The 24,641-nt window shown below is 48.5% G+C and carries 20 protein-coding genes and 1 riboswitch; of the genes, 6 read left to right on the top strand and 14 right to left on the bottom strand.

Features of this window, described 5'->3' with window-relative positions; all coding sequences use genetic code 11:
- Positions 1-5: 5 nt before the first annotated feature.
- The 5 genes from ACX9NY_RS22345 to ACX9NY_RS22365 all read left to right on the top strand — a co-directional run bounded on the left by ACX9NY_RS22345 (position 6) and on the right by ACX9NY_RS22365 (position 6,274).
- Positions 6-179 (top strand): hypothetical protein, encoded by a 174-nt coding sequence (locus tag ACX9NY_RS22345; RefSeq protein ID WP_472475130.1) that lies wholly within the window; start codon positions 6-8, stop codon positions 177-179.
- Positions 180-198: 19 nt separating this feature from the next.
- Complete coding sequence (gene udk / locus ACX9NY_RS22350; protein ID WP_017691162.1) at positions 199-831, top strand: uridine kinase; 633 nt, start codon at positions 199-201, stop codon at positions 829-831.
- Positions 832-941: 110 nt separating this feature from the next.
- On the top strand, positions 942-1,271 hold the full coding sequence (gene csaA / locus ACX9NY_RS22355) for a chaperone CsaA (RefSeq protein WP_339239103.1): 330 nt from the start codon (positions 942-944) through the stop codon (positions 1,269-1,271).
- 337 nt (positions 1,272-1,608) lie between these two features.
- Entirely contained in the window at positions 1,609-2,889 is a 1,281-nt protein-coding gene (locus tag ACX9NY_RS22360; protein WP_472475134.1) for an S-layer homology domain-containing protein, read from the top strand.
- A gap of 478 nt (positions 2,890-3,367) precedes the next feature.
- On the top strand, positions 3,368-6,274 hold the full coding sequence (locus ACX9NY_RS22365) for a DUF5704 domain-containing protein (RefSeq protein WP_472475137.1): 2,907 nt from the start codon (positions 3,368-3,370) through the stop codon (positions 6,272-6,274).
- Between the two features lie 168 nt (positions 6,275-6,442).
- On the opposite strand, the gene ACX9NY_RS22370 is transcribed toward ACX9NY_RS22365, so the two are convergent.
- The 6 genes from ACX9NY_RS22370 to ACX9NY_RS22395 all read right to left on the bottom strand — a co-directional run bounded on the left by ACX9NY_RS22370 (position 6,443) and on the right by ACX9NY_RS22395 (position 12,749).
- A complete protein-coding gene (locus tag ACX9NY_RS22370; protein ID WP_472475139.1) occupies positions 6,443-7,318 on the bottom strand; it encodes an ABC transporter ATP-binding protein in 876 nt (291 codons plus the stop codon).
- Complete coding sequence (locus tag ACX9NY_RS22375) at positions 7,308-8,105, bottom strand: ABC transporter ATP-binding protein (RefSeq protein WP_472475141.1); 798 nt, start codon at positions 8,103-8,105, stop codon at positions 7,308-7,310. Before ACX9NY_RS22375 ends, ACX9NY_RS22370 begins: the two co-directional genes overlap by 11 nt.
- Complete coding sequence (locus tag ACX9NY_RS22380; protein WP_472475143.1) at positions 8,105-9,697, bottom strand: ABC transporter substrate-binding protein; 1,593 nt, start codon at positions 9,695-9,697, stop codon at positions 8,105-8,107. Before ACX9NY_RS22380 ends, ACX9NY_RS22375 begins: the two co-directional genes overlap by 1 nt.
- A 14-nt stretch (positions 9,698-9,711) precedes the next feature.
- Entirely contained in the window at positions 9,712-10,545 is an 834-nt protein-coding gene (gene nikC / locus ACX9NY_RS22385; protein ID WP_472475145.1) for a nickel transporter permease, read from the bottom strand.
- Positions 10,546-11,484: a nickel ABC transporter permease gene (gene nikB, locus ACX9NY_RS22390; protein WP_472475147.1), complete on the bottom strand. Its 939-nt coding sequence runs from the start codon at positions 11,482-11,484 to the stop codon at positions 10,546-10,548.
- A 167-nt stretch (positions 11,485-11,651) separates the two neighbouring features.
- Positions 11,652-11,844: riboswitch (cobalamin riboswitch) on the bottom strand.
- Positions 11,845-11,921: 77 nt separating this feature from the next.
- A complete protein-coding gene (locus ACX9NY_RS22395; protein ID WP_339239094.1) occupies positions 11,922-12,749 on the bottom strand; it encodes an AraC family transcriptional regulator in 828 nt (275 codons plus the stop codon).
- Between the two features lie 204 nt (positions 12,750-12,953).
- Here ACX9NY_RS22395 and melA point away from each other — a divergent pair, with 204 nt between their 5' ends.
- Positions 12,954-14,255: an alpha-galactosidase gene (melA, locus tag ACX9NY_RS22400; RefSeq protein ID WP_472475149.1), complete on the top strand. Its 1,302-nt coding sequence runs from the start codon at positions 12,954-12,956 to the stop codon at positions 14,253-14,255.
- 115 nt (positions 14,256-14,370) lie between these two features.
- On the opposite strand, the gene ACX9NY_RS22405 is transcribed toward melA, so the two are convergent.
- The 8 genes from ACX9NY_RS22405 to ytxJ all read right to left on the bottom strand — a co-directional run bounded on the left by ACX9NY_RS22405 (position 14,371) and on the right by ytxJ (position 24,608).
- Positions 14,371-15,072 (bottom strand): response regulator, encoded by a 702-nt coding sequence (locus ACX9NY_RS22405; protein ID WP_339239092.1) that lies wholly within the window; start codon positions 15,070-15,072, stop codon positions 14,371-14,373.
- 1 nt (position 15,073) lies between these two features.
- The gene (locus ACX9NY_RS22410) at positions 15,074-16,669 is read right to left on the bottom strand and encodes an ATP-binding protein (protein WP_472475152.1); all 1,596 of its coding nucleotides are present in this window, start codon (positions 16,667-16,669) and stop codon (positions 15,074-15,076) included.
- A 4-nt stretch (positions 16,670-16,673) separates the two neighbouring features.
- Positions 16,674-19,013 carry a histidine kinase gene (locus ACX9NY_RS22415; RefSeq protein WP_339258325.1) on the bottom strand — a complete coding sequence of 780 codons (2,340 nt, stop codon included), beginning with the start codon at positions 19,011-19,013 and terminating at the stop codon, positions 16,674-16,676.
- A 93-nt stretch (positions 19,014-19,106) separates the two neighbouring features.
- Positions 19,107-19,667 carry a potassium-transporting ATPase subunit KdpC gene (gene kdpC, locus ACX9NY_RS22420; protein ID WP_339258323.1) on the bottom strand — a complete coding sequence of 187 codons (561 nt, stop codon included), beginning with the start codon at positions 19,665-19,667 and terminating at the stop codon, positions 19,107-19,109.
- Positions 19,668-19,766: 99 nt separating this feature from the next.
- Positions 19,767-21,767 carry a potassium-transporting ATPase subunit KdpB gene (gene kdpB, locus ACX9NY_RS22425; protein ID WP_339261270.1) on the bottom strand — a complete coding sequence of 667 codons (2,001 nt, stop codon included), beginning with the start codon at positions 21,765-21,767 and terminating at the stop codon, positions 19,767-19,769.
- A gap of 208 nt (positions 21,768-21,975) precedes the next feature.
- Positions 21,976-23,655, bottom strand: coding sequence for a potassium-transporting ATPase subunit KdpA (gene kdpA, locus ACX9NY_RS22430; RefSeq protein WP_472475155.1), 1,680 nt, complete (start codon positions 23,653-23,655; stop codon positions 21,976-21,978).
- Positions 23,656-23,713: 58 nt separating this feature from the next.
- The gene (locus ACX9NY_RS22435) at positions 23,714-23,791 is read right to left on the bottom strand and encodes a potassium-transporting ATPase subunit F (protein ID WP_445252955.1); all 78 of its coding nucleotides are present in this window, start codon (positions 23,789-23,791) and stop codon (positions 23,714-23,716) included.
- 277 nt (positions 23,792-24,068) lie between these two features.
- Positions 24,069-24,608: a bacillithiol system redox-active protein YtxJ gene (gene ytxJ, locus ACX9NY_RS22440; protein WP_339239087.1), complete on the bottom strand. Its 540-nt coding sequence runs from the start codon at positions 24,606-24,608 to the stop codon at positions 24,069-24,071.
- Positions 24,609-24,641: the final 33 nt, after the last annotated feature.

Below are 24,641 nucleotides of genomic sequence, written 5' to 3' on the forward strand. Positions count from 1 at the left end.
TGAATATGAACAAGCATAAAACCCCTGAAGGCAAAACATGGTCCATACACCAAGATGAAAAAAGCCGTCTGCTATGGTACAATGAAGGAATTGTGTATTCAGAGACAGACATGTGGATAAAGGCCATGAACGAAGGATTTCTGATGCGCTTTTATCCATTCATCATGCTGCCATTTTAGGGAGGCTTATGGAACAACCATGCTCATTATTGGTATCGCCGGAGGAACCGGCTCCGGTAAAACGACGGTAGCTCGCTCCGTCATCGACCGTCTGGGATCAGGTAAAGTCACGTTTATATCCCAAGACAATTATTACAAAGACCAGTCGCAGCTCACACCTGAGCAACGCCGACTCACCAATTACGATCACCCATTTGCATTCGATAATGATCTGTTGATTGAGCATCTCACTTTGTTGAAAAAAGGCCAAGCGGCGTATGCTCCCGTATATGACTTCACCATAGATAATCGTGCTGCCAATGAGACGGTTGAACTGGCACCGAACCATATTGTCATTGTAGAAGGATTGCATGTGCTGATTGACGAACATCTTCGCAGTCTGATGGACATCAAAGTATTTGTTGATACCGACTCCGATGTGCGCATTCTGCGCAGAGTACTGCGGGACATTGAAGAGCGCGGACGCACGATCCAATCCGTGTACAAACAATATCTCGAAACGGTAAAACCGATGCACGATGCTTTTATCGAGCCATCCAAAAAGTATGCCGATATCATTATTCCAGAAGGCGGACATAATGAAGTAGGTATTCAGATGTTATCCATCCTCACCGAGAAATATCTCACCGGGGAAAATTGGAACGGCGCTTAATTTGCTGCAAAACAGCACAACAAAAATCCAGGTTACGATACCGCGTAATCTGGATTTTTTGTTAATTATTCATTTATAATAATCCCATAATTGAAAGGAGATCTCTCCCTATGGCTACTTTTGAAGAGTTTATGCAGCATGACATCCGGGTTGGTACAGTGGTGGAAGCCGAACCCTTCCCCAAGGCTCGCATACCCGCTATTAAAATGACAATTGACTTCGGACCACTTGGTCTTAAACGCTCCAGTGCTCAGATTACCCAACGATATACGCCTGACATGATTATCGGCAAACAGGTTGTTGCTGTAGTTAATTTCCCACCTCGCCGGATTGCCGGTTTTGTCTCTGAAGTACTTGTGCTGGGCGGCGTGCCTGGTGAAGGCGATGTAGTCTTGCTCACACCAGATAGCACATTGCCTAATGGAACACCGATAGCCTGACTTTATATTGAATAAGAAGAATATGGGCTTTTCAAATGTTTGGAAATCGAGTATTCTTGATGTATTGATGATTGATGAAGGAACTACATATGTTAGAGACCTTAAAGCATAAGGCTATGAATCTGCGGATTCGTGGCCTTTTTTTGTGTTTTTTTGAGGGAATATAGGTCTGGAGAATTAGTAAGAGTGGTGTGGAGAGGAGAAAACATATTGATAAATCATACCAACAGCCTAGTATTACATGGTAGAATATTCATTAATATTACAAATTTAGTATCTAGTAACCTAAACCGTACATACCAAAGACAACAAACGACAATGGAGAGGAGTAAGATTCATGAAAAAAATGATGATTTCCGGCGTAACGGCATTGGGTATATTAACAGGGGGGATCGTAGGTTTTGGAGCCATTGGCAATCCTGTAGAAGCTGCACAAGCTACAACTAAATTCAAAGACGTTCCGGCTACACACTGGGCATCGTCAGCGATTAATTCGGCCGTGGAACAAGGTTATTTCAAGGGGTATGCTGACGGGACATTTAAACCAAGTTCACCGGTCACCAAAGCTGAAATGGCAAGTATCCTGGGCCGTTTATCCGACCAGCCCAATGCATCGACTCAGGAACAAAATAATTTCACAGACATACCCGAGTGGGCAAAAAGTGGTGTCTCTACGGCTATCGCGAAAGGCTTTATCAACCCTTCCAGTTACAAGGGAAAACTGGATGCACAGGGCGCTCTTCAACGAGGCGAGATGGCAACTTGGCTGACACAAGGGCTAACGGTGGTTGATCCCGAGTACGAGCAAGCACTCTCTGATGTGACCAACACCGTTGTGCCTGCAAAGGAATATTTCACAGGCAAACTCGCAAGCGCTCAAAAAAATGCAGTTGCCGTTGCTCTGGGAACAGGACTGATGAGTGTAGCCAACGATAAAACATTTGGCGTCGATCGTACGACAACACGAGCTGAAGTAGCTGTATTGATCGCACGTTATGCAGCAGTTGCGAAGACAAAACCTGCTGATTTTCAGGGGCTGAATGAGCTGCGAGCAGTGGGTTTGACGGGGACGAATTTGAGTATTATTGCGCCATCTTACAAAAAAACGCCTGAGAAAAAGGTTAATCCTAACATTGACTATAACTCTGTAACAGAGGACTTTTCAAAAATAAGAAATGAAAACCTTGTTACTCTAACAAATTATTCTGATCTCAAAATCCACAATTGGATTGTTGTTAGTCCTTATGCAGTTGGAGCAAAACGTAGCATTTATTATCCCGTATTTGTTGATGAAGGAGTAATTACAACTTTACGAGGGGCCTATCACTCATATGTCGAATTTGAATTAAATATTAAAAGTTCATCTATGAATCAGTTACAAGCTGGAAGTCTATTAAACTCAAGTGCTATTGACCCTCTTCTTTCCCCAAAAACTAAAGCCAGTGTTTCATTTGGAATACCGACAAATATTGAATTTCTCAAAAGCAAAGGAGTTTTCACTGTCAAAGATCCTGTATTCTGGGGCGACGGACTACTACATTTTGATAAATCTCTGATTTCTGCAATTACACTTACAACTAAAGAGGGAGTTACATTCAGTGTGATCGATAATAAATAAGGATGGGATAATTTTGGCATTAAAAAGCAATATAAGTCGATTTCTTATCGTAGCCTTTACAATAAGTGCATTGTTAGCCCCCTTCTCCACCATTGAAGCTGGCGGGGGGCCAGGCACTAAAGAAGAAGTTAAACCATTTCACATGGAACCCACAGGACCAGCTAAGTCACAGAAGAAAGTTATTCCTCTTGAAGGAGAAGCAAAAACAAATCTTGGTATCTATATCTTTCAACTCGATAATTTAGATTGGAGGGTAGAAGGTCAATGTAACGACATTAACCTACTTAATGATTCTTCAACTAACCTCCCTAAATCATCCAGAGTATGTGTACGATTAGATCTCGATAAAGATGTATACAAACCAACGGAGTACAAGGATAAGAATAATGAGCAGCTCCCTTCATCTACAATAACTGAAAGATCAAAGAAACCGCACTATATGGACAACACTAGCTATTACAGAATTGGAGATCCAATTTTGATTTCTGTAGATAAATTTGATGGCTTGAGCACCGAATTCCAAATGCAAATTGGGGGTGCTATTGCCCCTACTGCATCTAGAAAGTATAACCCTCCGAAATGGTCAGCGGACTACATTTTCAGAACTGATTTATATTGGAAGGCCGTTGCTGAAATAACCAAAGAGATCAACCTCTCCGCTGGAGGTCAACTTAGCTTGAACCAGTCCAAACAATTGAATGCAACCGTCAAAACCAAAAATGGAGATGGAAACTTTGGAGCAGAGACCAATGTGAATACCGGCAGCGGTGGTACAACGACTTGGGAATCTTCCAATCCTGGTGTCGCTACGGTTAGTAACTCTGGATTAGTTCAAGCCGTCAGCAGAGGAACAACAACTATCACCGTATTGTGGAAGAAGGATGATTTTGAGCTAACGACCACAACCAACATTGGCGTTGAAGAAGATCCGGGCTCTGGAGGTGATGGTGACGGTAACGGGGGCGGTGGTGGAGGTTGCACACCAACGATTGGACCACCTTCAGCTGGAACCATCATGAGCATGAATGATCTCGATCCAAATGCCAACGGAGTTATTAAGTCAGATAACAGAGATAATGAGACATTCAATGTATTAAAAGGAATACCTACTTCCGAGTCACTCTACACAAATGCCTTTGCTGACAATTATCTATTTAAACAAGCCTGGGCGAAAATGAGCGGTAAAGTTACATACAACTGTAATGTCACCATCTCGTACGACAGAGAGTGGACAGTACCTGGACCAGAGGAATGTGATGATGATGGTTGTAGACCAGGGACACCTGTACCTGCGAACGACACGGTACCCAAGCCGTACAACTTCCAAATCACAAGAGACTACTCCTACTGGAAAATTAATAACTTGGAAGTATACAAGATCGCTAAAGCAACCATGAACAATTACGCTTTGCCCGGTGAGACCGTTACGATGAATCCATCAGGTTACACACCACCAACACTGGAGTCTAAAAATGATGAATCCGTAGAAAGCCATGTACGACCAGGGCAAACCACTTCTATCTCATATACTCCACCCAAATTAACAGGTGGTTTGAACCAACCTCCCAGTGTGCCTGATGATACATCACGGTTAAAAGGGATGGCTGAATCCAACACACCTCAAAGTAAAGTGAATAATGATTTAGTGAAATTCAATAGTACAACCATTATGAATGATGTAGAAGCAACCAAGGATGGCCCAACACCATCCAACATCCCTAATCCAACAACGATCGGTCGCGATGTGCTGTACAAATCGGGTAATATGATCAGCAATTCCCTGCTGAATAAAGCTAATACTACAAGCTCTGGTGAGATCTATTATGATCTGCTACCAGGTAACGTGAACGGAGGTGCCAATAAAATATTACCGATTAACGGCATCAACAGCGTCACCGTACATACCCCTGTCATTAACTACGCCTGGGTATCGGATGATCAGCCGCATAATCAGAAAACCGTACCGGACCCAACCAGCGCTGCACTCATTCTGGAACGTCCGTTCATTGTGCGAATTCCCACATCTGGGCAGCACTTGGACGCAGCAAGTTATCCTGGATATGGGAATCGGGACTATGCCAAATATTTTCGAATCAAACAGGTACAATTCCCGTTTGATGTCTACAACGCAGACCGGAGTCAGTTTATTCCCGCCAAGACATGGGTCGATATTCCGGTCAATCAACTGAATACCACATTCTATCTCCCTGTGTGGGTAGACGAAGGAAAATATCATATTACATTCCGCAATATTGCAGAGAATGCACCTGCAAACTTTACCGAGCAACAGGATGCCAATACCAATCTGGAGCATCATGTTGCATCAGACACCGTACCGGTAGATGTCATCGGAAGGTTATATGATTTTCACGTCACGGATATCTCTGATTACAACTGGGAAAATGTATTTCGCAAGCGACTGGGCAGTCCCGAATCAACGGGCCTTAGCTACTGGGCTGGAATGAATAGCATCGATGGTGATCCGCGGGGTAACCTGGCTCCATTTGTATTACCCATTCGACCAGGAAGCCATCCAGTGCAGGGATTCGCTAACGCAACTGTGAAGACAGGGTACCATTTCAAGTTCGATCTGAAGACCAAGGGCAATATGTTTGGCAAACAGGATGGTATTCGAATTACACCCACTTTTGCTTTTGTGAGTAAAGACGATTCTTCCCGGCAAGAAGTAGATCTGTACTATCATCGAGGCCAGGAACGCCTGATTCGCATTGGATCGGCACAGGATCTGGAGAAACGATTTGTTGTCCTGAACTCACGTCTTCGGAATGTTCCCGGCACAGAGTTAGGCGATACCGCACGTTATCAGTATACTTATGAACTGTCAGCGGAAAAACGCAACCAGCGTACGTTGGCGGAACATATGGTTCAACTGGTCGATCAGACTTCCCATCAAAAAACATGGGTGGGTCGTTATGACTGGATGATCCTGTCTGCTCCAATTCGGACACTCATTGGACCCAAAACGGACATTCCTTCCGGGGTCAATGTAGACCGGGCTAATGCAGCAATCCAGCGCTGGTACGGGGAGTACAGCTTGCCTGCGGATGTATATGCCGTACCAAAAGGTATTGATCTGGAGCCCCTCGCCCGACAGAATCAGCTGGATGAGAAATCGAATATTTTTCTGAAGAATGGTTATATCGTGGTGAACTTCAATATGGAGAGCTTGCGGAATGGAACTACAGAGACACCCCATCTGCAATACATTCATGCACCATTGATGAATCAGTGGCAGATGGAAGGTTTCAACAAAACGCCATCAGACGTCCAAGGCAGAACCTGGCCTCTGAAGGATGGTGATATTGTCTTTTACCATGCTGATCAGTCCAGCCGGAATGATTTCCAATCCCAGGTACCACACTAGTTCGGGATCACCCAATAAAAAACAATCACGTCCCAACTACACACAACGTTCCTGTTATACCACAAAAGGGTTACCCTAAAAGTCATCTGTGGACTTCTGGGGTAACCCTTTTCGCATCATTCTATTGATATAATCTAATCAGACCATGACGAAAAGCCGCCATTGGTATTATCCTGAAAGAACCTTCTGAAAAACCTTCTCCTTCTCCTGCTCTTGTTCTTGCTCCCGTTCCTCGTCCCGCTCCTGCATCTTATACTTCATTTCTCTCACGGACAACACCGAGGCCATCAGGCTCTGGGTATAGGGATGATTCGTTGAACTAGCCAGCTGTGAACTCTCTACAACTTCGACCACCTCACCCTGGTACATGACGGCAATTCGGTCGCTCACTTGCTGGACCACTGCAAGATCATGCGATATGAAAATAGATGAGATTCCTGTTTCCTTTCTCAACTCCACCAACAAATCCAGGATCTGCTGCTGAATGGAAACATCCAGTGCCGAGGTGGCTTCATCGAACAGGATGATGTCCGGCTCTACTCCAATCGCACGAGCAATGACTGCTCTTTGCTGCTCTCCCCCGCTCAGTTCATGCGGATATTTATCCGCCGTAGCGGCAGATAATCCTACCCGTTCCAACAGCCTGAACACTTCCCGATCCGCTTGTTGGCCCTTCATTACTTTATAATTAATGAGTGGCTCCCGAATAAAAGCTCCAATCTTCATTCGCGGATTAAAGATAGCCGAAGGCTCCTGAAAGACCATCTGAATCTGCTTTCGTTGCTGGCGTAACACATTCCCATTCAATCGAGTAATATCCTGTTGACGATATTGAATCTGCCCTGAAGTCACTCGCTCCAAATGGGTTACACATCTCGCCAGTGTGCTCTTCCCGCTACCACTCTCCCCGACAATCCCCAGACATTCCCCGGGATACAGCTGCAAATGAACAGATTTCAGTGCATCCACTGCCCTGTGTCCCTTTAACTCATAGGTTTTGCACAGATTTCTCAGTTCCAGAATCGGTAACCCCTTATGAGCCATGAACATTTCCCTCCAATTCAGGTACAGCACTCAGCAGCTTGCGAGTGTATTCATGCTGAGGATCGGATATGACGCGGAAAGTATCTCCCATCTCAACCAATATACCGTCCTGCATCACACCAATTCGGTCTGCCATATGCGCTGCAACGGCAATGTTATGTGTTACGATAATCATGCCTGTCCCTTGACGGGAACGAAGTTCGCTCAATCGGTTCATCACTTCATTCTGTGTCGTCACATCCAGCGAACTCGTCGGCTCGTCCGCAAGCAGAAGCTCTGGTTCCATCGTAACCGCCATGGCAATCGCTGTGCGCTGTTTCATGCCTCCACTAAGCTGCGAAGGGTAGGAACGCATAATCCGTTCGGGATCATCCAGTCCCATGTCCGCGAGCATACTCTCAGCCAGAGTATAAGCTGCTTTTTTGGACAAGGTAAAATGAGTTCGAATCGCTTCAATATACTGACTGCCGATGCTGCGAATGGGATTAAGATAGGAACCACTGTCCTGAAACACCATAGCAATCCGCTTTCCGTGTACTCCGCCCCAATCAGACTGTGAATCACGCAATAGCACTTTTTCCTGAAAAGAGATCACTCCCCCGGTGTATTGACCACCTTCAGGTAACAAGCCAAGCAAAGCCCGAATAAGGGTCGACTTTCCGCTACCACTTTCACCTACAATCCCTATAATCTCTCCCTTATTCATGGAGAAGGACAGGTCCCGTAGAGCCAGAGAATCCCCCTTGTAGGTTACGGACAGATGATTGACACTAAGCAAGGGCTCCATTACTGCCCAACCTTAATATTACGATCCAGCAGGTAGAAGTCGATGGGATACATCGTCGCGCCTTGCACGTTACTTTTACTTACAATATTAATTGGGGTATAGGTCAAAAACATATAGGCTGCATCATCCAGAATCATCTGCTGGGCCTCTGCTGCAAGGGCATACCTTTTCTCCACGTCAAACTCGGAATGAAGGCGAGTAATTACCTCATCTAGCTTCGGATTGCTATATCCGCCCACATTCCATTCCGCACCCGTCATGAAGTAGAAATCCAGAATATACTGCGGGTCACCCGTGATGCCTGTATTGATACTTGTTAAAGCGAGGTCGTAATTTCCGCTCTTCTGATGATCGGTTAGGTCCTCATAGGAGGTCATCTCCACTTGAACGCCAATCTCTTTAAGCTGGGACTGCATTGCAGCAGCCACAATCGAATCAGACTCGTAAGCGGAGTTCAGAATCAGCTGTAGCGACAGCTTCTTGCCATCTTTTTCACGAATGCCATCGCCATCTGCATCCCTGTAGCCAGCCCCATCCAGCAACTGTTTGGCTTTCTCCGGTTCGTAACCATATCCTTTGATCTTGTCATATCCAAAAGGCAGCGCCGAGGTAAATGGACCTTTGGCCGCCTGACCTCCCACCAGCGTATTGGCATACATCTCCCGGTCTACACCATAAGAAATCGCTCGGCGAACCTCCGGATCACTCAGTAGCGGTTTGGTTGTGTTAAACCATACAAACTGGGTACGCAGGCTAGGAATTTCATCAATGGTGTATTGACTCTTGTCCTGGAATAACGTCAAATTGCTACGTCCCACGTTACTGGCTACATCAATCTCTCCAGACTGCAGGGCAAGGGCACGTGTGCTATCATCCTTAATATATTTCAACGTCAATGTGTCTACATCTGCCGCACCGCCCCAGTACCCGTCATACTTTTTCACCTGGATCTCCTGATCCGGCGTATAACCTGTCACCATAAATGGCCCCGTGGCGATAGGCTCGCTCTTGAATTTGGATGTATCTGCACTCGTATCCACAATGACAAACAGTGGCTCGGCAATATTACCAAGCAGGGACGCATAAGGCTCTTTCGTTTTAATCGTCAGATCTTGTCCTTCAGCAGTCATCGAGGCTACGGGTACAGTCGCTTGTCCTCTCTCGTTTAACTCAATGGAGCGTTCAATCGATGTTTTCACTGCGTCGGCAGTTACCTTATTTCCGTTATGAAAAGTTACACCTTCCCGAATATGAAAGTGCCAAGTCGTGTCATCCACTCGTTCCCAAGTATCTGCAATTTTAGGGACCAGCTTCATATTCTCGTCAAACTGGATCAGTGTCTCCCCAATCGCTGCACGCGTCAGCGTCCAGCCATTCCATTCTTCTGCCGGGTCCAGACTGCTACCAAGCCAGAACAGAGCCACATTCAGGTGAGTTGGTGTACTTGTCGTACCCTTGTCCGTACCCGCCGACTTCTCCGTTGCACCAGACGAGGTCGATGGATTATTGTTGGTGCCACAAGCTGCAAGCAAGAACACAACCAACATGGATATGAGGGTGAGCAATATTGATTTTTGAAAATTCCTCTTCATTCTGGTTCCTCCAGTTAAGCAGTATTTTTCTTGGGATCAAGCACATCTCGCAGGCTGTCTCCCAGTAAATTAAAAATAATGACGGTGCTAAATATCGCCAAGCCCGGATATATCAACAGCCCTGGTGCAGTCTGCAGATATCTTCTGCCTTCATTTAACATGGCCCCCCACTCGGGGTTCGGTGGCTGCGCGCCAAGCCCAAGAAAGGACAACCCCGAGATGGACAGCATCATGCCTCCCACATCCATCATCGCCATGACGATGAGCGGAGACATAATGTTGGGCAGGATCGTCCTGACAATGATCTGTATCTTACGTGCTCCGCTGAAAGCAGCGGCAGCGACATATTCCTTTTGCTGAAGGGAAATCACCAGGCTTCTGGCCATCCTTGCATACTTCGCCCACCAGACTACCGACAGTGCCAGTACCGTATTGAATAATCCCGGCCCAAGCATCCCCACCACAGCAATCGCAAAAATCAGGCCCGGAAATGCCATTAAGGTATCAGACAGGCGCATGAGCACCATATCCGTTACCCCCCGAGCGAAACCGGCGATGACTCCAATCGCTACACCTAGCACAAACACGATGCCAATCATCATAAAGGTGAGCAGCAGCGAGGTACGTGCACCGTACAGAAGACGAGATAATACACATCGACCCAGCTGATCGGTTCCAAGGGGATATTCAATGCTGGATGGCTGCAATACTTTGGCAAAGTTCGTGGCAAGTGGGTCGTGTGGTGCAAGCAGCGGTGCAACCATGGCAAGAATAATCCAGAAGGCGGTCAGAGACAGCAGGAAGGTGAACCAACGATTCTGCAGTAATACCAGTCTGAAGGCTCTCATCTATATATCCACTTCCAGTCGGATTCGGGGATCACGAAGATGAGTCCATACATCAACCAGCAGATTCAGGGTGACATATATGATTGCCATCCAGATGACATACCCCTGAATCAGCGGATAATCCCTTGTGAAAATTGCATCTACAGCCATCTGTCCAACGCCCGGCCACACAAATAAACTTTCCACAATCGCTGCACCACCTAACAAAGCACCTGTCGTCATACCCATAAGGGTAACGATCGGCAACAGGGCATTGGGGAGAATATGACGCAAAATAATGATCGACCCCTTCACACCTCTGGATCTTGCACCGATCACATAGTTCTGGCTTGTCTCCTCAAGCAGGACCGCACGAATCTGTCTGCTGTACTGGGCAACAAGTGGAATCGCGAGAGTACATGCAGGCAGAATCAGGCTGTACCATCCGGAATTGCCCATTACCGGCAGCAGTTTCAGCTGTACACCGAAGACCAACATGAGCAGCATCCCCAACCAGAAGCTGGGCATCGATAATCCGGCAAAAGAGAACAGACGAATGACGTGATCAAGCCATTGGTTACGATAGACAGCCGACAGCATCCCCAGTGGAAAGGAAACCAGAATAACCAGAAGCATAGCGCTTCCTGTTAGCCAAAGCGTTGCCGGGAGCCGTGCCATCAGCACGTCCAGTACTGGACGATTGTATTTATATGATGTACCGAAGTCTCCAGTTACCACCTGTCCCAACCATGTCCCGTATCGGTAGAAAAAAGGCTCATTCAATCCAAGCTCAGACCTCACCTGCCTGACCAGCTCATCGGATGGCGTTACCCCTGTAGACATAAGCATAAGTCTGGCTGGATCTCCAGGAGACAGGTAGGTTAGCAGGAACGTCAGGAACGTGATGCCGAACAACACAACTACCAGTTGTAATAATCGTTTAACGATATATCTGCTCAATTGCTCTAACGTCCTTCCCCAAAACTTTATGTATATGCCATGATGTTCTCCGTCCATAGCAAAAAAGGCGTCCCTCTCCGTGTTACTGGATGAGGACGCCTTAAATAAACAGATTTTCAGAAAAAATCATGCTCTCTAAACACCTTCCTATCTCCCGTAGGGTACTACTGTGTTTGTTAAACCTGGCAGGTCTCCTGGCTCCAGAATCATCGTCACTTGCAGCTCCTTCCCGGTCTAAACCAGTGGATTATCGCTACCTAACTCCTCTGTTACAGTGGCGGGACCGCGCCGGTATTACACCGGACTTCCCTATTAAGCTTTCACCCTGACGGGCAAAGCACCAAGTTCCACATATTCAATTACACTTCTGTATCAGTATAGCGGGACAACGTTTAATGATCAAAACTTTTCTTTCAAATTTGAAACACTAGGTGCGTCTAATCGCGAATTCTCGACCCCTTCGGAGATACGCCCGTCACACGCTTAAACATCTTGGAAAACAATAATGGGTCCGTATAACCGACAGAATGGGCCACTTCACTGACCGACAGCCCTGGATTCTGAAGAAGTTCGGCAGCACGATTCATACGGTACTCCAGAAAAAATGACTGTAGCGACATGCCATATCGCTCTTTGAATAATCCCGATAGATATGTGCGATCCAGCCCCACGGCTTGGGCAATATCCAGTATGGAGGTTCGCTGACTGTACCTGTTCTCCATAAATTGCACCGCCTGCCGGATGTATGTTTCTTTGTTTGAAAGGAGCTGCCCGACCTCTTCCTTCACAGGTGAAGAAGAGATTAATTCTGCCATCAAGCGGTACAAGAGACTCTGGTTCAACACATCACCTTCCGGTCGCGTGGAAGCTTGGACCATCTCCGTATACAACTGTTCCATCGTAATCGTATCATGGACATCATATATCGGGCGCTCCGGGCTCAGTTGGGCACGTTGCATGAATGCTTTGGCTTGTACACCTTTGAAACCGAACCACGAATACGTCCAGGGCTCCTTGGGATCTGCCTCATAATGAATAAGCGTATCCGGGAAAATGATAAAACCCTGTCCCTCGCTAAGCTTGTATTCCTGGTCCCCCATGTACACGATGCCCCGTCCTTCATGGATGTAATGCACAATATAGGAATCACGTACACCCGGTCCCCAATAATGGGCGGGTTCACACGCCTCCCACCCGAAGAACAACAAGACAAGTTCCATCTGTGTCCAGTCCGTGGCTACCACATTCATCTCTATTTTTCTCATTTTATGCCCTCCCTCCTTGTTTCCTTCCGAGGCTCACCATCTGTATGTCTAATTAAATTATAACAGCTAAAGGACATACATATTAGTTGAAAACGGAAACAAAAATGGGATTATGCCATGTTTGAGAGGGGTTGAGCCATAGTTATATGTGCCGAATCGGCCTATAGTTGGGGTACAACATTTTTCAGGGAGGCTGAATTTAAGATGAACAAAATTACGTTTCTCGGTGCGGGAAGCACCGTCTTTGTCAAAAATGTATTGGGTGATGTCATGATGACCGAAGCACTTCAGGATTTTGAGCTGGCATTGTTCGATATCGATGCTGAACGTCTGAGCGATTCAGAGCGTTTGCTGACCAGTCTGGCCCGTTCACTCGGAAGTCGTTGCGTCGTGAACGTATATCAGGACCGCAAAGAAGCGCTGCGCGGGGCCAAATATGTCATCAACGCCATCCAGGTCGGTGGATATGATCCATGTACCATTACGGACTTTGAGATTCCGAAAAAATACGGACTACGTCAAACGATTGCAGATACCCTAGGTATCGGTGGAATTTTCCGTAATTTGCGGACGATTCCGGTCATGCTGGATTTTGCCCGGGATATGCAGGAAGTGTGTCCGGATGCATGGTTCCTGAACTATACCAACCCGATGGCCGTGCTTACCAATGTCATGAATGTGCATGGTGGGATCAAAACCGTAGGTTTGTGTCATAGTGTGCAGGTATGTGTACCACATCTGTTTGATGCACTGGGGATTGATCAGACAGGTGTTGTGGCTAAAATTGCAGGGATCAACCACATGGCGTGGTTGCTCGAAGTTACAAAAGACGGGCAGGACCTGTACCCTGAGATTAAACGACTGGCGAAGGAAAAACAGCAAGAACAGCATGATGACATGGTTCGTTATGAACTGATGCAGCGTTTTGGCTATTATGTAACGGAATCCTCCGAACACAATGCCGAATACCACCCTTATTTCATCAAGCGGAATTACCCGGAGCTGATTGAACGCTTCAACATTCCACTGGATGAGTATCCACGCCGCTGTGTGAACCAGATTGAAGGCTGGAAAGAAATGCGTACCAAGCTGTTTGCCAGCGAAAATATTGAACATACCCGCAGCCGTGAATACGCATCGCATATTATTGAAGCCATGGAGACGAATAACCCGTACAAGATTGGCGGCAACGTCATGAACAACGGACTGATTACGAACCTGCCGCGTGAGGCATGTGTCGAAGTACCTTGTCTGGTCGATGGATCAGGAATCAGTCCTACCTACATTGGGGATCTGCCTCCACAACTCGCGGCATTGAACCGGACAAACATCAACACGCAACTGCTGACCATTGAAGCGGCAATCACCGGCAAAAAGGAACATATCTATCATGCGGCCATGCTTGATCCACACACGGCTGCTGAGCTGTCTATCGATGACATCGTAGCGATGTGTGATGAGCTGATTGAAGCTCACGGCGATTGGTTGCCAAAATACACGTCATAATATAAAAGCACCGTTCCTTTGCAGCCAAAGGGGACGGTGTTTTGCTCTTCAATAACGCTCATTCGCTGAGGCGTGCATCACATCACTATTATGAAATGTCTCGCTCCCTTAAACCTTATTCGGCAGGAAGCAAAAAGCGATAACCAATGCCAGGCTCCGTCTGAATAAATCGGGGCTTGGTTGGATCTTCATTTAATTTCTTGCGCAGATGCCCCACATATACCCGAAGATAATGGCTGTCGGACTCATGATGATGCCCTCCCCATACTTGCTGCAAAAGCTGACGCTGGGTGATGATCTTCCCCGCATTCGAGGCGAGCACCTTCAGCATCTCATATTCCGTTGGTGTTAATTTGACCAAAGTCCCCTCCAGTTCGACTTGCCTTTGGGCCAGATCAATTGTGAGTGATCCGAAGCGCAGTATCGGCTCATCCGTCGTTTTGGCTACATGACGCAGCGCCACCCGAATACGGGCGACCAACTCACCCATCCCGAATGGTTTGGTCACATAATCATCTGCACCACCATCCAACGCGGCAATTTTGTCTCCCTCCTGATCCTTCGCTGTCAGCACGATAATGGGCACTTGTGACCATTCGCGAATGCGGCGAAGTACCTCCATACCAGACATGCCTGGCAAACCCAGATCAAGGATGATCAGATCCGGATGTACAATACTCGCCTGAATAACACCCTCTGCGCCCTCCCCACACTCGTGGAGTTCGAATTGATGTGCCTGAAGAGTGACCTTGAGCAATTTGCGAATCTGCGGCTCATCATCGATCACCAGTATGCGAGCCCCTAGTGGTGCATTCATCTTATTCTTCAACCTCTCCTTGTTCTGAATAGGGAAACCGCGATCCGTGGGCCTCCATGGGGAGTTCTATGCGCATTCTCGTTCCCCCGCCCGGATTCGGCTCTGCCACAATGGTACCTCCGTGGACTTCCACAATGCCTTTGCAGATCGCCAGACCAAGCCCTGTTCCTGTCACATGCCGAGTAGACTCTGAGCGATAGAACTTATCAAATATACGTATTCTTTCCGCTTCCGGTATACCGACACCTTGATCATCTACCTGGATCGTCAATTGACTTGGACTCTTATTACTCGTCACAGTGATGATAATCTGGCTCTCATCAGGCGAATATTTGATGGCGTTGCTGACGATATTGACCAGCACCTGCTCCAGCAAGACTTCATCTCCGTAGATGAAGGCCGGATCATCAGGCAGTTCAACTTGAATGTTGCGATGTGGACTGAATTCCCGAACTTGTGTCAGTACAACGCTAATTATGTCTCCCACGTCACACCATTTCCGGTTCAGTTGCAACATGCCGCTCTCCAGCCGAACCATACCCAGCAAATTCGTGACAAGACGATTCATGCGCAAGGCCCCATCCCGAATGTTGCCTGTTAATTCTCTCCGATCCTCGGGTGTAAATAGAGTATCATTCTCCAACAATCCCGTAGCCGAACCGATAATGGCAGTTAGGGGCGTACGCAATTCATGAGAGACAGAGTCCAGCAGCGCTGTGCGTATACGCTCTGATTCAGCAGTGATCTGCGCCAATCGGGCCTCTTCCGCCAGCTTCACTCGGGCAATGGCACTTGCCGCCAGTCCACCGCATGCCTCCAACAGACGAAGCTGTTCTTGCTGCTCATGAGACTCGCCAGCGTCCATGCTCACGGCGAGCGCGCCATGTATCTGCTCCTCTGTACGCAGCGGCACATATAGTCCGGGAGATTCCCGTAAAGCGGATGATCCCTTACCTGCGATCTGTCCGTGATGATACACCCATTTGGCAATGGCAATCTCCGACTCTCCACCCCCCCAGCTATCCATTTCCCCTTCTAATGCGGGTGAAGAAGAGCTTGTAACCAGTAGGTCCCCCTGACCATCGGGAAGATACACCGCTGCTGGTTTGCCCAAGGTGAGCGAAACCTGGGTTGCTATATTCACCTGTAGCGTATTCAGATCGGTAATGGCTGTCATCTGACGACTCAATGCGTACAGGGAGTTAGTTGTGGCTTCACGTGCTTTTACCATCTCCAGTTGTTGTCGCAACCGACCTGCAAGACTTGCTGTCAGGATCGCCACCGCAAGATACACGACAAAAGAGATGAGATATCTCAAATCCTCGACCGTAAAGCTCAGATATGGCGGTACAAAAAAGAAGTCAAACATAATGACACTAAAACTCGCGGCATATACAGCAGGACCCATTCCCCAATACACAGCACTCACCAGAACGGGAAACAGGTATACAAGCGCTACGTTAACCAGATCACCACTCATGCCAATGGCATGAAGCAGCAAAGTTAGCAGCGTCACCCCAAGGGTCACCCATACATATGCCGGAACCCGTTTTCCATGGGATGCCTGCATTTCTTTTTTTATTCGTTCAGACAACATCTATTCACATCCCGTTCCGTTCATAATCGTAATCTGCAACGATTAATACATCCAGATGCCGCGACAACCGTACAAGTCGGCTGACCACCGAACCTGAGCCGCGGTAGCCATTCAGCCACCACACCCGTCTTGCCTGCCCGACCACCAACTGGGTTGCTCTCGCCTCCGATGCCTTTCTTGCCAGAATTTCAGGTACATTCCGCAGCCTCGGACTATGATGAATATGAAATTGACCACCAAGCCGAATCGTCAGCTGTTCCAATACTTCCAGATGGCACTTCACTTCGTCACTCATGGACTCACCGATGTGGATATGATGTACATGCCAGATGGCTTTTAGACGGAAAGCCATGCGGAATCCGCGCCGGATCAGCCGCTCGGCATGATGATCACTGCTTACACATACAAAGACCGCTTCCTGTCTGCGCCAAGGTCCTCGAAGTGCAATTTTAGCTTGCTGTGTTTCAAGCCGTTCATCGACATCGTCCGCGAGTTCCCGCAGGGCAAGTTCCCGCAAGGCAATCAAATTACCGATTTTGAAGAAATTCACAAGGGCTTGCTCGACCTTGGCAGTTGCATAGATTTTACCCTCCCTCATGCGCTGCCGCAAGGCCTGGGGCGCCACATCAATCAGCTGCACCTCATCCGCCATCTGAATGATCCGATCGGGTACGGTCTCGCGGACACGAACACCTGTAATATGTTCAACGGCATCATTTAGACTTTCGAGATGCTGTACGTTCATTGTGGTAATCACCGAGATGCCTGCATTCAGCAGGAGCAGGACATCTTCATAACGCTTTTGCCGGACACTCCCGGGTATATTCGTATGTGCCAGTTCATCCACAAGCACCACTTCTGGGCAAAGATGCAGAATGGCCTCTGTGTCCATCTCTTCCAGACGAGTTTCCTGATAAACGCGCTTCGTGCGAGGGATCACAGACAGGTTGCCCATCTGCTCCACGGTTTCTGCCCGTCCATGTGTCTCCAGCAAGCCGATCTGCACATCGATGCCCTTTCGGAGCAAATCATTGCCTTCCCGCAGCATCATGTAGGTTTTGCCTACACCTGGTGCGGCTCCAATATATATTTTGAATGTGCCGCGCTGAATCTGGCCAATCTGTTCCTTCATTTCCTGCTCACTTAGTCTGCGATATGTCAGTGACTCCACTTCGTTTACTTTGGCCGGGACCACACGTTCACCCTCCCGGGCCGCTCGATCAGCAACCAGAAACAGATCCACACCACGTAATCTGCGTAGCAGTGAGTTAACAACGGACCCTTGCCACAATTCCTGCCAGCGCGTATGCCGGGAATGTCCCATCACAATCCGGGTAATCTGGTGCTCCATTGCGTAACGCGCCAGCGTAGATGGGATGTTGCGACGGTGTAATATAGACAACTCCTCCATATGGCCGCCAAACTTCTCCACCAGCTTGATCATATTGCGCCGAAATACGATTGCCTCCTTGGTTAATGGCTGCTTCATATTCCGAAAAACCACCGCGGACAGATCACCATTCAGCCGTTTGGCAATCTGTTGCCCACGCCGGATATAGATGGAGCCGTTCCAATGATATTGCGTGGACACCAGAATACGTTCCAGAATGCCTGTTGTGACGGTAATTCCCATCTCCTCCCGATGCTCACGCAGGGATTCATTCACCCCTTCTGCAACCAGTCTCAGGGCCAGTTCGCGCAGAATACCCAGATTGCCTTGGCGAAATACAGCTTCTCCCTCATGCCCCTTCAAATGACCTTCTGCCAAACGGCTCAGTATGGTTTCCGGCGTGACGTCAATCAGCTTGACCTCATCCGCAAGTTCCAGTGTATCCGCGGGTACGGTATGTTCTGCTGCGATACCTGTGAGCTGCCGTGCCAGCTCGGTATACCCTTCCAGCTCATACACATTCACCGTTGTCATGACACTGATATTGTGTCGGAGCAAAAACTGAATGTCCTCCAGCCGGGTAGCATGCCGGGCGCCTTCCCGGTTGTGATGTGCCAAACCATCTACCAGCACAACCTCAGGATTACGCACCAACAGTGCATCCAGGTTCAGATCCTTCATCTCTGCATCATCACTCTGGCGCAACCAGTGAATGCTTGGAATTCGTTCGAGTGCGCCAAGCTGCTCTACCGTTTCCGGTCTGCGCATCGTTGATACGGCACAGATGACCACATCAATGCCCTGCTCGCGCAACGCATTTCCTTCACGTAACATGTGATACGTTTTGCCCGATCCACTGACGGGTCCGATGTAGATTTTGAGCGTACCCTGCTGCAGCTTCTTAATCATCTTCAGCATCTCTTCCGGTGACTTGCGCTTGAAGCTGTCTTCCATCCGTCTCTCTTCCCCTTCCCTTTATAATAGGATTAAAAAAAAACGGAGAAAGCCCCTCACGATATGTCGTGAGCAGGCTAATATGTTAACTCGTTAGTTCAGTTCGGCTGTCAGCGCCAGATTCAGAGCCGTTACATTCACACGAGGTTCCCCAAATATACCCATCTGACGGCCTTCCGTATACTCATGTACAAGTTGTACAAGCTGCTGTTCACTAAGCCCAGTAGCTTCGCTAATACGCGGGATCTGTGCCTCAGCGGCTTCGGGAGAGAGATCCGGATCAAGTCCAGAGCCTGAACCCGTCACGAGGTCAGCAGGAATTTGCTTTAATCCGGGGTTTTCCTGCTGAAGCTTAGCCATCTTTTCCTTCATCTCGCTAATATACTCCTCTGAAGCTACAGCGCGATTCGAACCGGCTGAAGCCGTTGGGTCATAACCGGCACTTGATGCCCGGGGCTGGAACAGCCCCGGTGATTGAATTTCCTGCGCCAGCAGTGACGAGCCAATAATTTTCTCATTTTGCGTAATCAGACTGCCATTCGCCTGCGCAGGGAAGAGAAGTTGGGCTACGCCAGTGGTTACAAGCGGGTAGATTAGACCGCAGATCAGCATCAGCACGACGGATAGCCGTACGGCGGGTAAGAACATGTTCATACAGATCACTTCCTGAATTCATTAGGATAAAAGAATAATGTTGATAAGCGTTGCGGTGTATCACTCTTTAGTTCAGGGTTTCAAGATCACATCGTCTGCTCAAAGAATCCCCGAAAGAACCATATCAATCAGCTTAATGCCGATAAAAGGGACAATTACACCACCTACACCATAGATGAACACATTGCGCCCAAGCAGTCTCTCGGCTGACATCGCCCGATACTTGACCCCTTTCATTGCGATAGGAATGAGTAGCGGAATGATAATGGCGTTGAAGATGAGCGCCGACAGGATTGCGGACTGCGGTGAAGCCAGATTCATAATATTTAACGCCTGAAGCTGCGGCATGGCGAGAATAAACATGGCTGGGATGATGGCAAAATATTTCGCGATATCATTGGATATCGAAAAGGTTGTAAGTGCACCGCGTGTAATCAGCAGCTGCTTGCCAATGGAGACGACCGACAATAGCTTGGTCGGGTCGGAATCCAGGTCAATCATGTTAGCCGCTTCCTTGGCCGCCATGGTGCCCGAATTCATCGCCAGGCCCACATCGGCCTGCGCCAGAGCAGGAGCATCGTTCGTACCGTCGCCGGTCATGGCGACGAGTTTGCCTTCCTGCTGCTCTTTTTTGATCGCCGTAATCTTATCCTCGGGCTTTGCTTCGGCAATAAAATCATCCACACCCGCTTCCAGGGCGATGGTCGCTGCGGTTAACGGATTGTCGCCTGTACACATAATGGTCTTGATGCCCATGGCGCGCATCTCAGCGAACTTCTCTTTCAGCCCTGGCTTCACAGTGTCTTTCAGATAGATCACACCATAGATGCGATCATCGATGGCTACAGCAAGCGGCGTACCTCCGGCCTTTGCAATTCGATTTGCGATCTCATCCAGATCCCCCGGTATACGGCCTCCTTCGGAAGCGATATATCTTTTGATCGCATCTACCGCGCCTTTGCGTATCTTCATTCCGCTACTCAGATTAAGACCGGACATCCGGGTCTCTGCCGTAAATTCCACATTTTCCGCGTGTGCATACTCCGTCTCCGGCCAGCTCTGGCCTTGTCTGCCTGCCAGTTCTACAACAGAACGCCCTTCCGGGGTCTCATCTCGCACAGAGGCCTGTAAAGCAGCTTGCGTCATCTCTGACGAAGTAATGCCCTGAACGGGAATAAACTCAGATGCCATGCGGTTGCCGTAGGTGATCGTTCCTGTTTTGTCCAGAATCAACGTGTCGATATCCCCTGCCGCTTCCACCGCTTTACCCGACATGGCGAGCACATTGAACTGCGTCACACGGTCCATCCCGGCAATACCAATGGCAGACAGTAACCCACCAATGGTGGTTGGGATCAGGCAGACGAGCAGTGCGATCAGGGTCGCCATATCCAGTCGAATACCCAAGTAATTCGCCATCGGAACCATTGTCAGAATAACGATCAGAAAGATCAGGGTTAATACGGCGAGCAGGGTTGTCAGCGCGATTTCATTAGGTGTTTTCTGGCGCTGTGCACCCTCAACCAGAGAGATCATCCGGTCAAGGAATGACTCCCCCGGATCGGTCTGAACACGCATGACGATGTAATCCGATACGACACGTGTACCTCCGGTAACCGATGAAAAATCGCCTCCCGCTTCCTTGATGACCGGGGCAGATTCTCCCGTAATAGCCGATTCATCAATGGAGGCCAAGCCCTCTATAATCTCACCGTCCGTCGGGATTAGTTCACCAGATTCCACACGTACCATATCGCCTTTTTTCAATTGGGTCGAAGACACGTGTCGGATGGTTCCATCCTTCTGTACCAGATTGGCCATGGTGTCCGACTTCGTCTTGCGTAACGTATCCGCCTGGGCTTTACCTCTACCTTCAGCTAGTGCCTCCGCGAAGTTGGCAAACAGCAGCGTGAACAGCAAAATGAAAAACACGGCGATGTTGTACCCGCGCCCCGCCTCGGATGCGGTGAAGAGATCCGGATTGATACACAATAAGAGCGTGATGAACGTGCCAACCTCCACAATGAACATGACCGGATTTTTGATCATGACCACTGGATTAAGCTTCTTGAACGCATCCCGTGAAGCCTGAAGTATCATATCCTTGCTTAGCGACCGTTTCGATCCGGGATCACGTTGAATATGACCGCGATTGTTATCCGGCTCATTGCCCTTCGATCTAAGCATTTCTGTATCCATGTGTTGCATCTTCTGCTCCTTCTTTCGTTCGACTGCATTCATCGTGCATTGCCACCTCCATACGTTACGTCCTTACACCAATTCCGCTGTAATCCCTCTGTCATATCCCTCATTGAATCATCGCCAGATGCTCTGCAATCGGTCCAAGGGCAAGCGACGGAAAGAACGTGAGTGCGCCGACAACAACAATCATCATGACCAGAATGCCCGCAAAGAGAGGTGTGTGTGTCCGCAATGTACCTGTGGTTACCGGTACAACTCGTTTGGTGGCAAGCGAACCGGCAATAGCGAGCATGGCGATCATGGAAACGTACCTTCCCAGCAGCATAACGATACCAATCGCGATGTTGTAAAAGTCTGTATTGGCATTCAGTCCGGCAAAGGTCGATCCATTATTGGCTGCACCCGAGGCAAAAGCATAGAGAACTTCGGTCAGGCCATGCATGCCCCCGTTCGAGATGGACACAATGGCTTCAGGCCGCATAAGCGCGATTGCCGTTGGCGCAAGAATAATCAAAGGATGAATGAGCAAGGCGATGGATGCGAGCTTCACTTCTTTGCCCTCGATTTTTTTGCCCAGGAACTCCGGTGTACGCCCCACCATCAATCCACAGATAAACACAGCCAGAATCACATACAACAGTCCGTTGATTAGCCCTACCCCTTTACCGCCAAACACGTTATTGAGCATCATCTGGGCCAGCGATACCATGCCTCCAAGTGGAGTGAGCGATTCGTGCATATTGTTGACTGAACCTGTAGTAGCCGCTGTCGTTACTGCCGTAAATAAAGCAGACTCGGGTATGCCGAACCTGACCTCTTTGCCTTCCATATTGCCCTGCAGACCCGCTGCATCCAGCGCAGGTACACCGCGATATTCCGAGACAAATACCGTGGTCAGCATCACAAGGAAAAGAAAACTCATCGCTGCGAACAAGGTCCAACCCTGCTTCCGGTTATTGACCATCAAGCCAAAGGCGTATACCAGTGCCGTTGGCAGCAGCATCATACAGACGATATGCACCAGATTGCTCAGAGCCGTTGGATTCTCGAATGGATGTGCAGCATTGGTTCCAAACCAGCCACCACCGTTGGTGCCAATGTGTTTGATCGACTCCAGTGAGGCGACCAGTCCACGTGTGATCGTCTGCTGCGCGCCTTCAAGCGTTGTTGCGTTCACCGCTCCCGCGAGCGTCTGAGGCACACCCTGGAACACGAGGAACAAGGCCACGATAAAGCTCAACGGTAAAAAAATACGTGTAATCGACCGTACAAGGTCGACGTAAAAGTTCCCCAGTTCATCCCGGCGGCCTACCAGCCCGCGAATGAACGCAATGGCTACCGCGAATCCCGTCGCTGCCGACGTAAACATCGGGAATGTCACGGCCAGCATCTGTGACAGGTACGACATGGCGTTCTCGCCCGTATAAGACTGCCAGTTCGTATTGGTCATGAACGAAACGGCTGTATTAAATGCCTGCGCCGCTGGCATATTGTCAATCCCATCCGGATTGAGCGGTAAATATTTTTGCAGTCGCAGTACCAAAAACATCAATATCAACATTACGAAGTTGGAGAGGAGAACGGCCGTGAGGTATTTTTTCCACCCCATGGACTCATTCTCCCGTACCCCCATCACGCGATAGAGCAGTCGCTCCGGCCGGCCAAAAAACCGATCCATTCCCGTTCGCTGTCCATCAAACACGTTTACTACATATTTTCCCACCGGCTTCACCAGCAGCAGGATGATCAGCAGCGTTACCGCTACTTGCACTACACCGATACCCATATCCGCATTTCCTCCCTATTCGACGTTCCCTTGTTCCGCATTACGTACAGTGTCAGCATCAGAATTTCTCTGGCTTCACCAGCACATAACCGAGATACATCACCAGTGCGAGCACAATTATGCCGATGGCAATCATTCCGTTCCCCCCTCTACCCTCAAGCCTTTTCGCAGAATTTCACAAATCCCCAGAACACCGCAAACAGCAGCACAACCAATCCAATCATCGTGGCATCATTCACCATGCGCCCTCCCTCTCTCTACCGTTCTCTGCACCTGCTACATGTAAAATCGTAATATGAAACGCTGTAAAAAAGGGGTAAAGAATTGCCTTCACAGGTGTAAAAAAAGCGTAAAAAAAGACCCGCACTTCTCAGCTATGGGCTGAAAAGAACGGGTCTTTGAAGGGTATCTATTTATCCAAACGGATGCTGTGCCCACTGCAATAATCTCTTTTTCGTGATTTTGCCATGGGAGGTATGTTTAACAACTTGCCCCTGATCGAGCAGAAGTACCTGTGGTGACTCATGGTGAATCTCTGTCTCTTCCGCAATATGGCGGGACAAAGAGCGATTTTCAATCACTTTGACGATGCGGTAATCCATGGGATGTTTGGGATCTGACGCATTGGTGCCTACAAACGCGATAAATTCTCTGTACGCTCTCGCACTTATTGGACACGTTGTGCTGTGCTTCAGGATAAGCACCGGATGATCCTGCGAGCGTTGAAGGGCCTCTTGCCAATCACCCGGTTTGTGCAATTCTCGAACATGTTCGCTGAGCATATCTTCCTGGTCCGAACCCGCACGTTTGCTAACCACCGAACCAATGACAATGCCAAGCGCCAAGCCAAAAGCAATCCCAAGTCCAAGTTGCTGTGTAGCCGTACCAATGCTGACTCCCAGGGCAACACCTATAGCAAGCCATACGGCTTGATGATTTACCTTTTTATCCATACAGATCTTCCCTTCACGAAATATGTATATCAA

Source organism: Paenibacillus sp. CB74 (genome assembly GCF_055687625.1).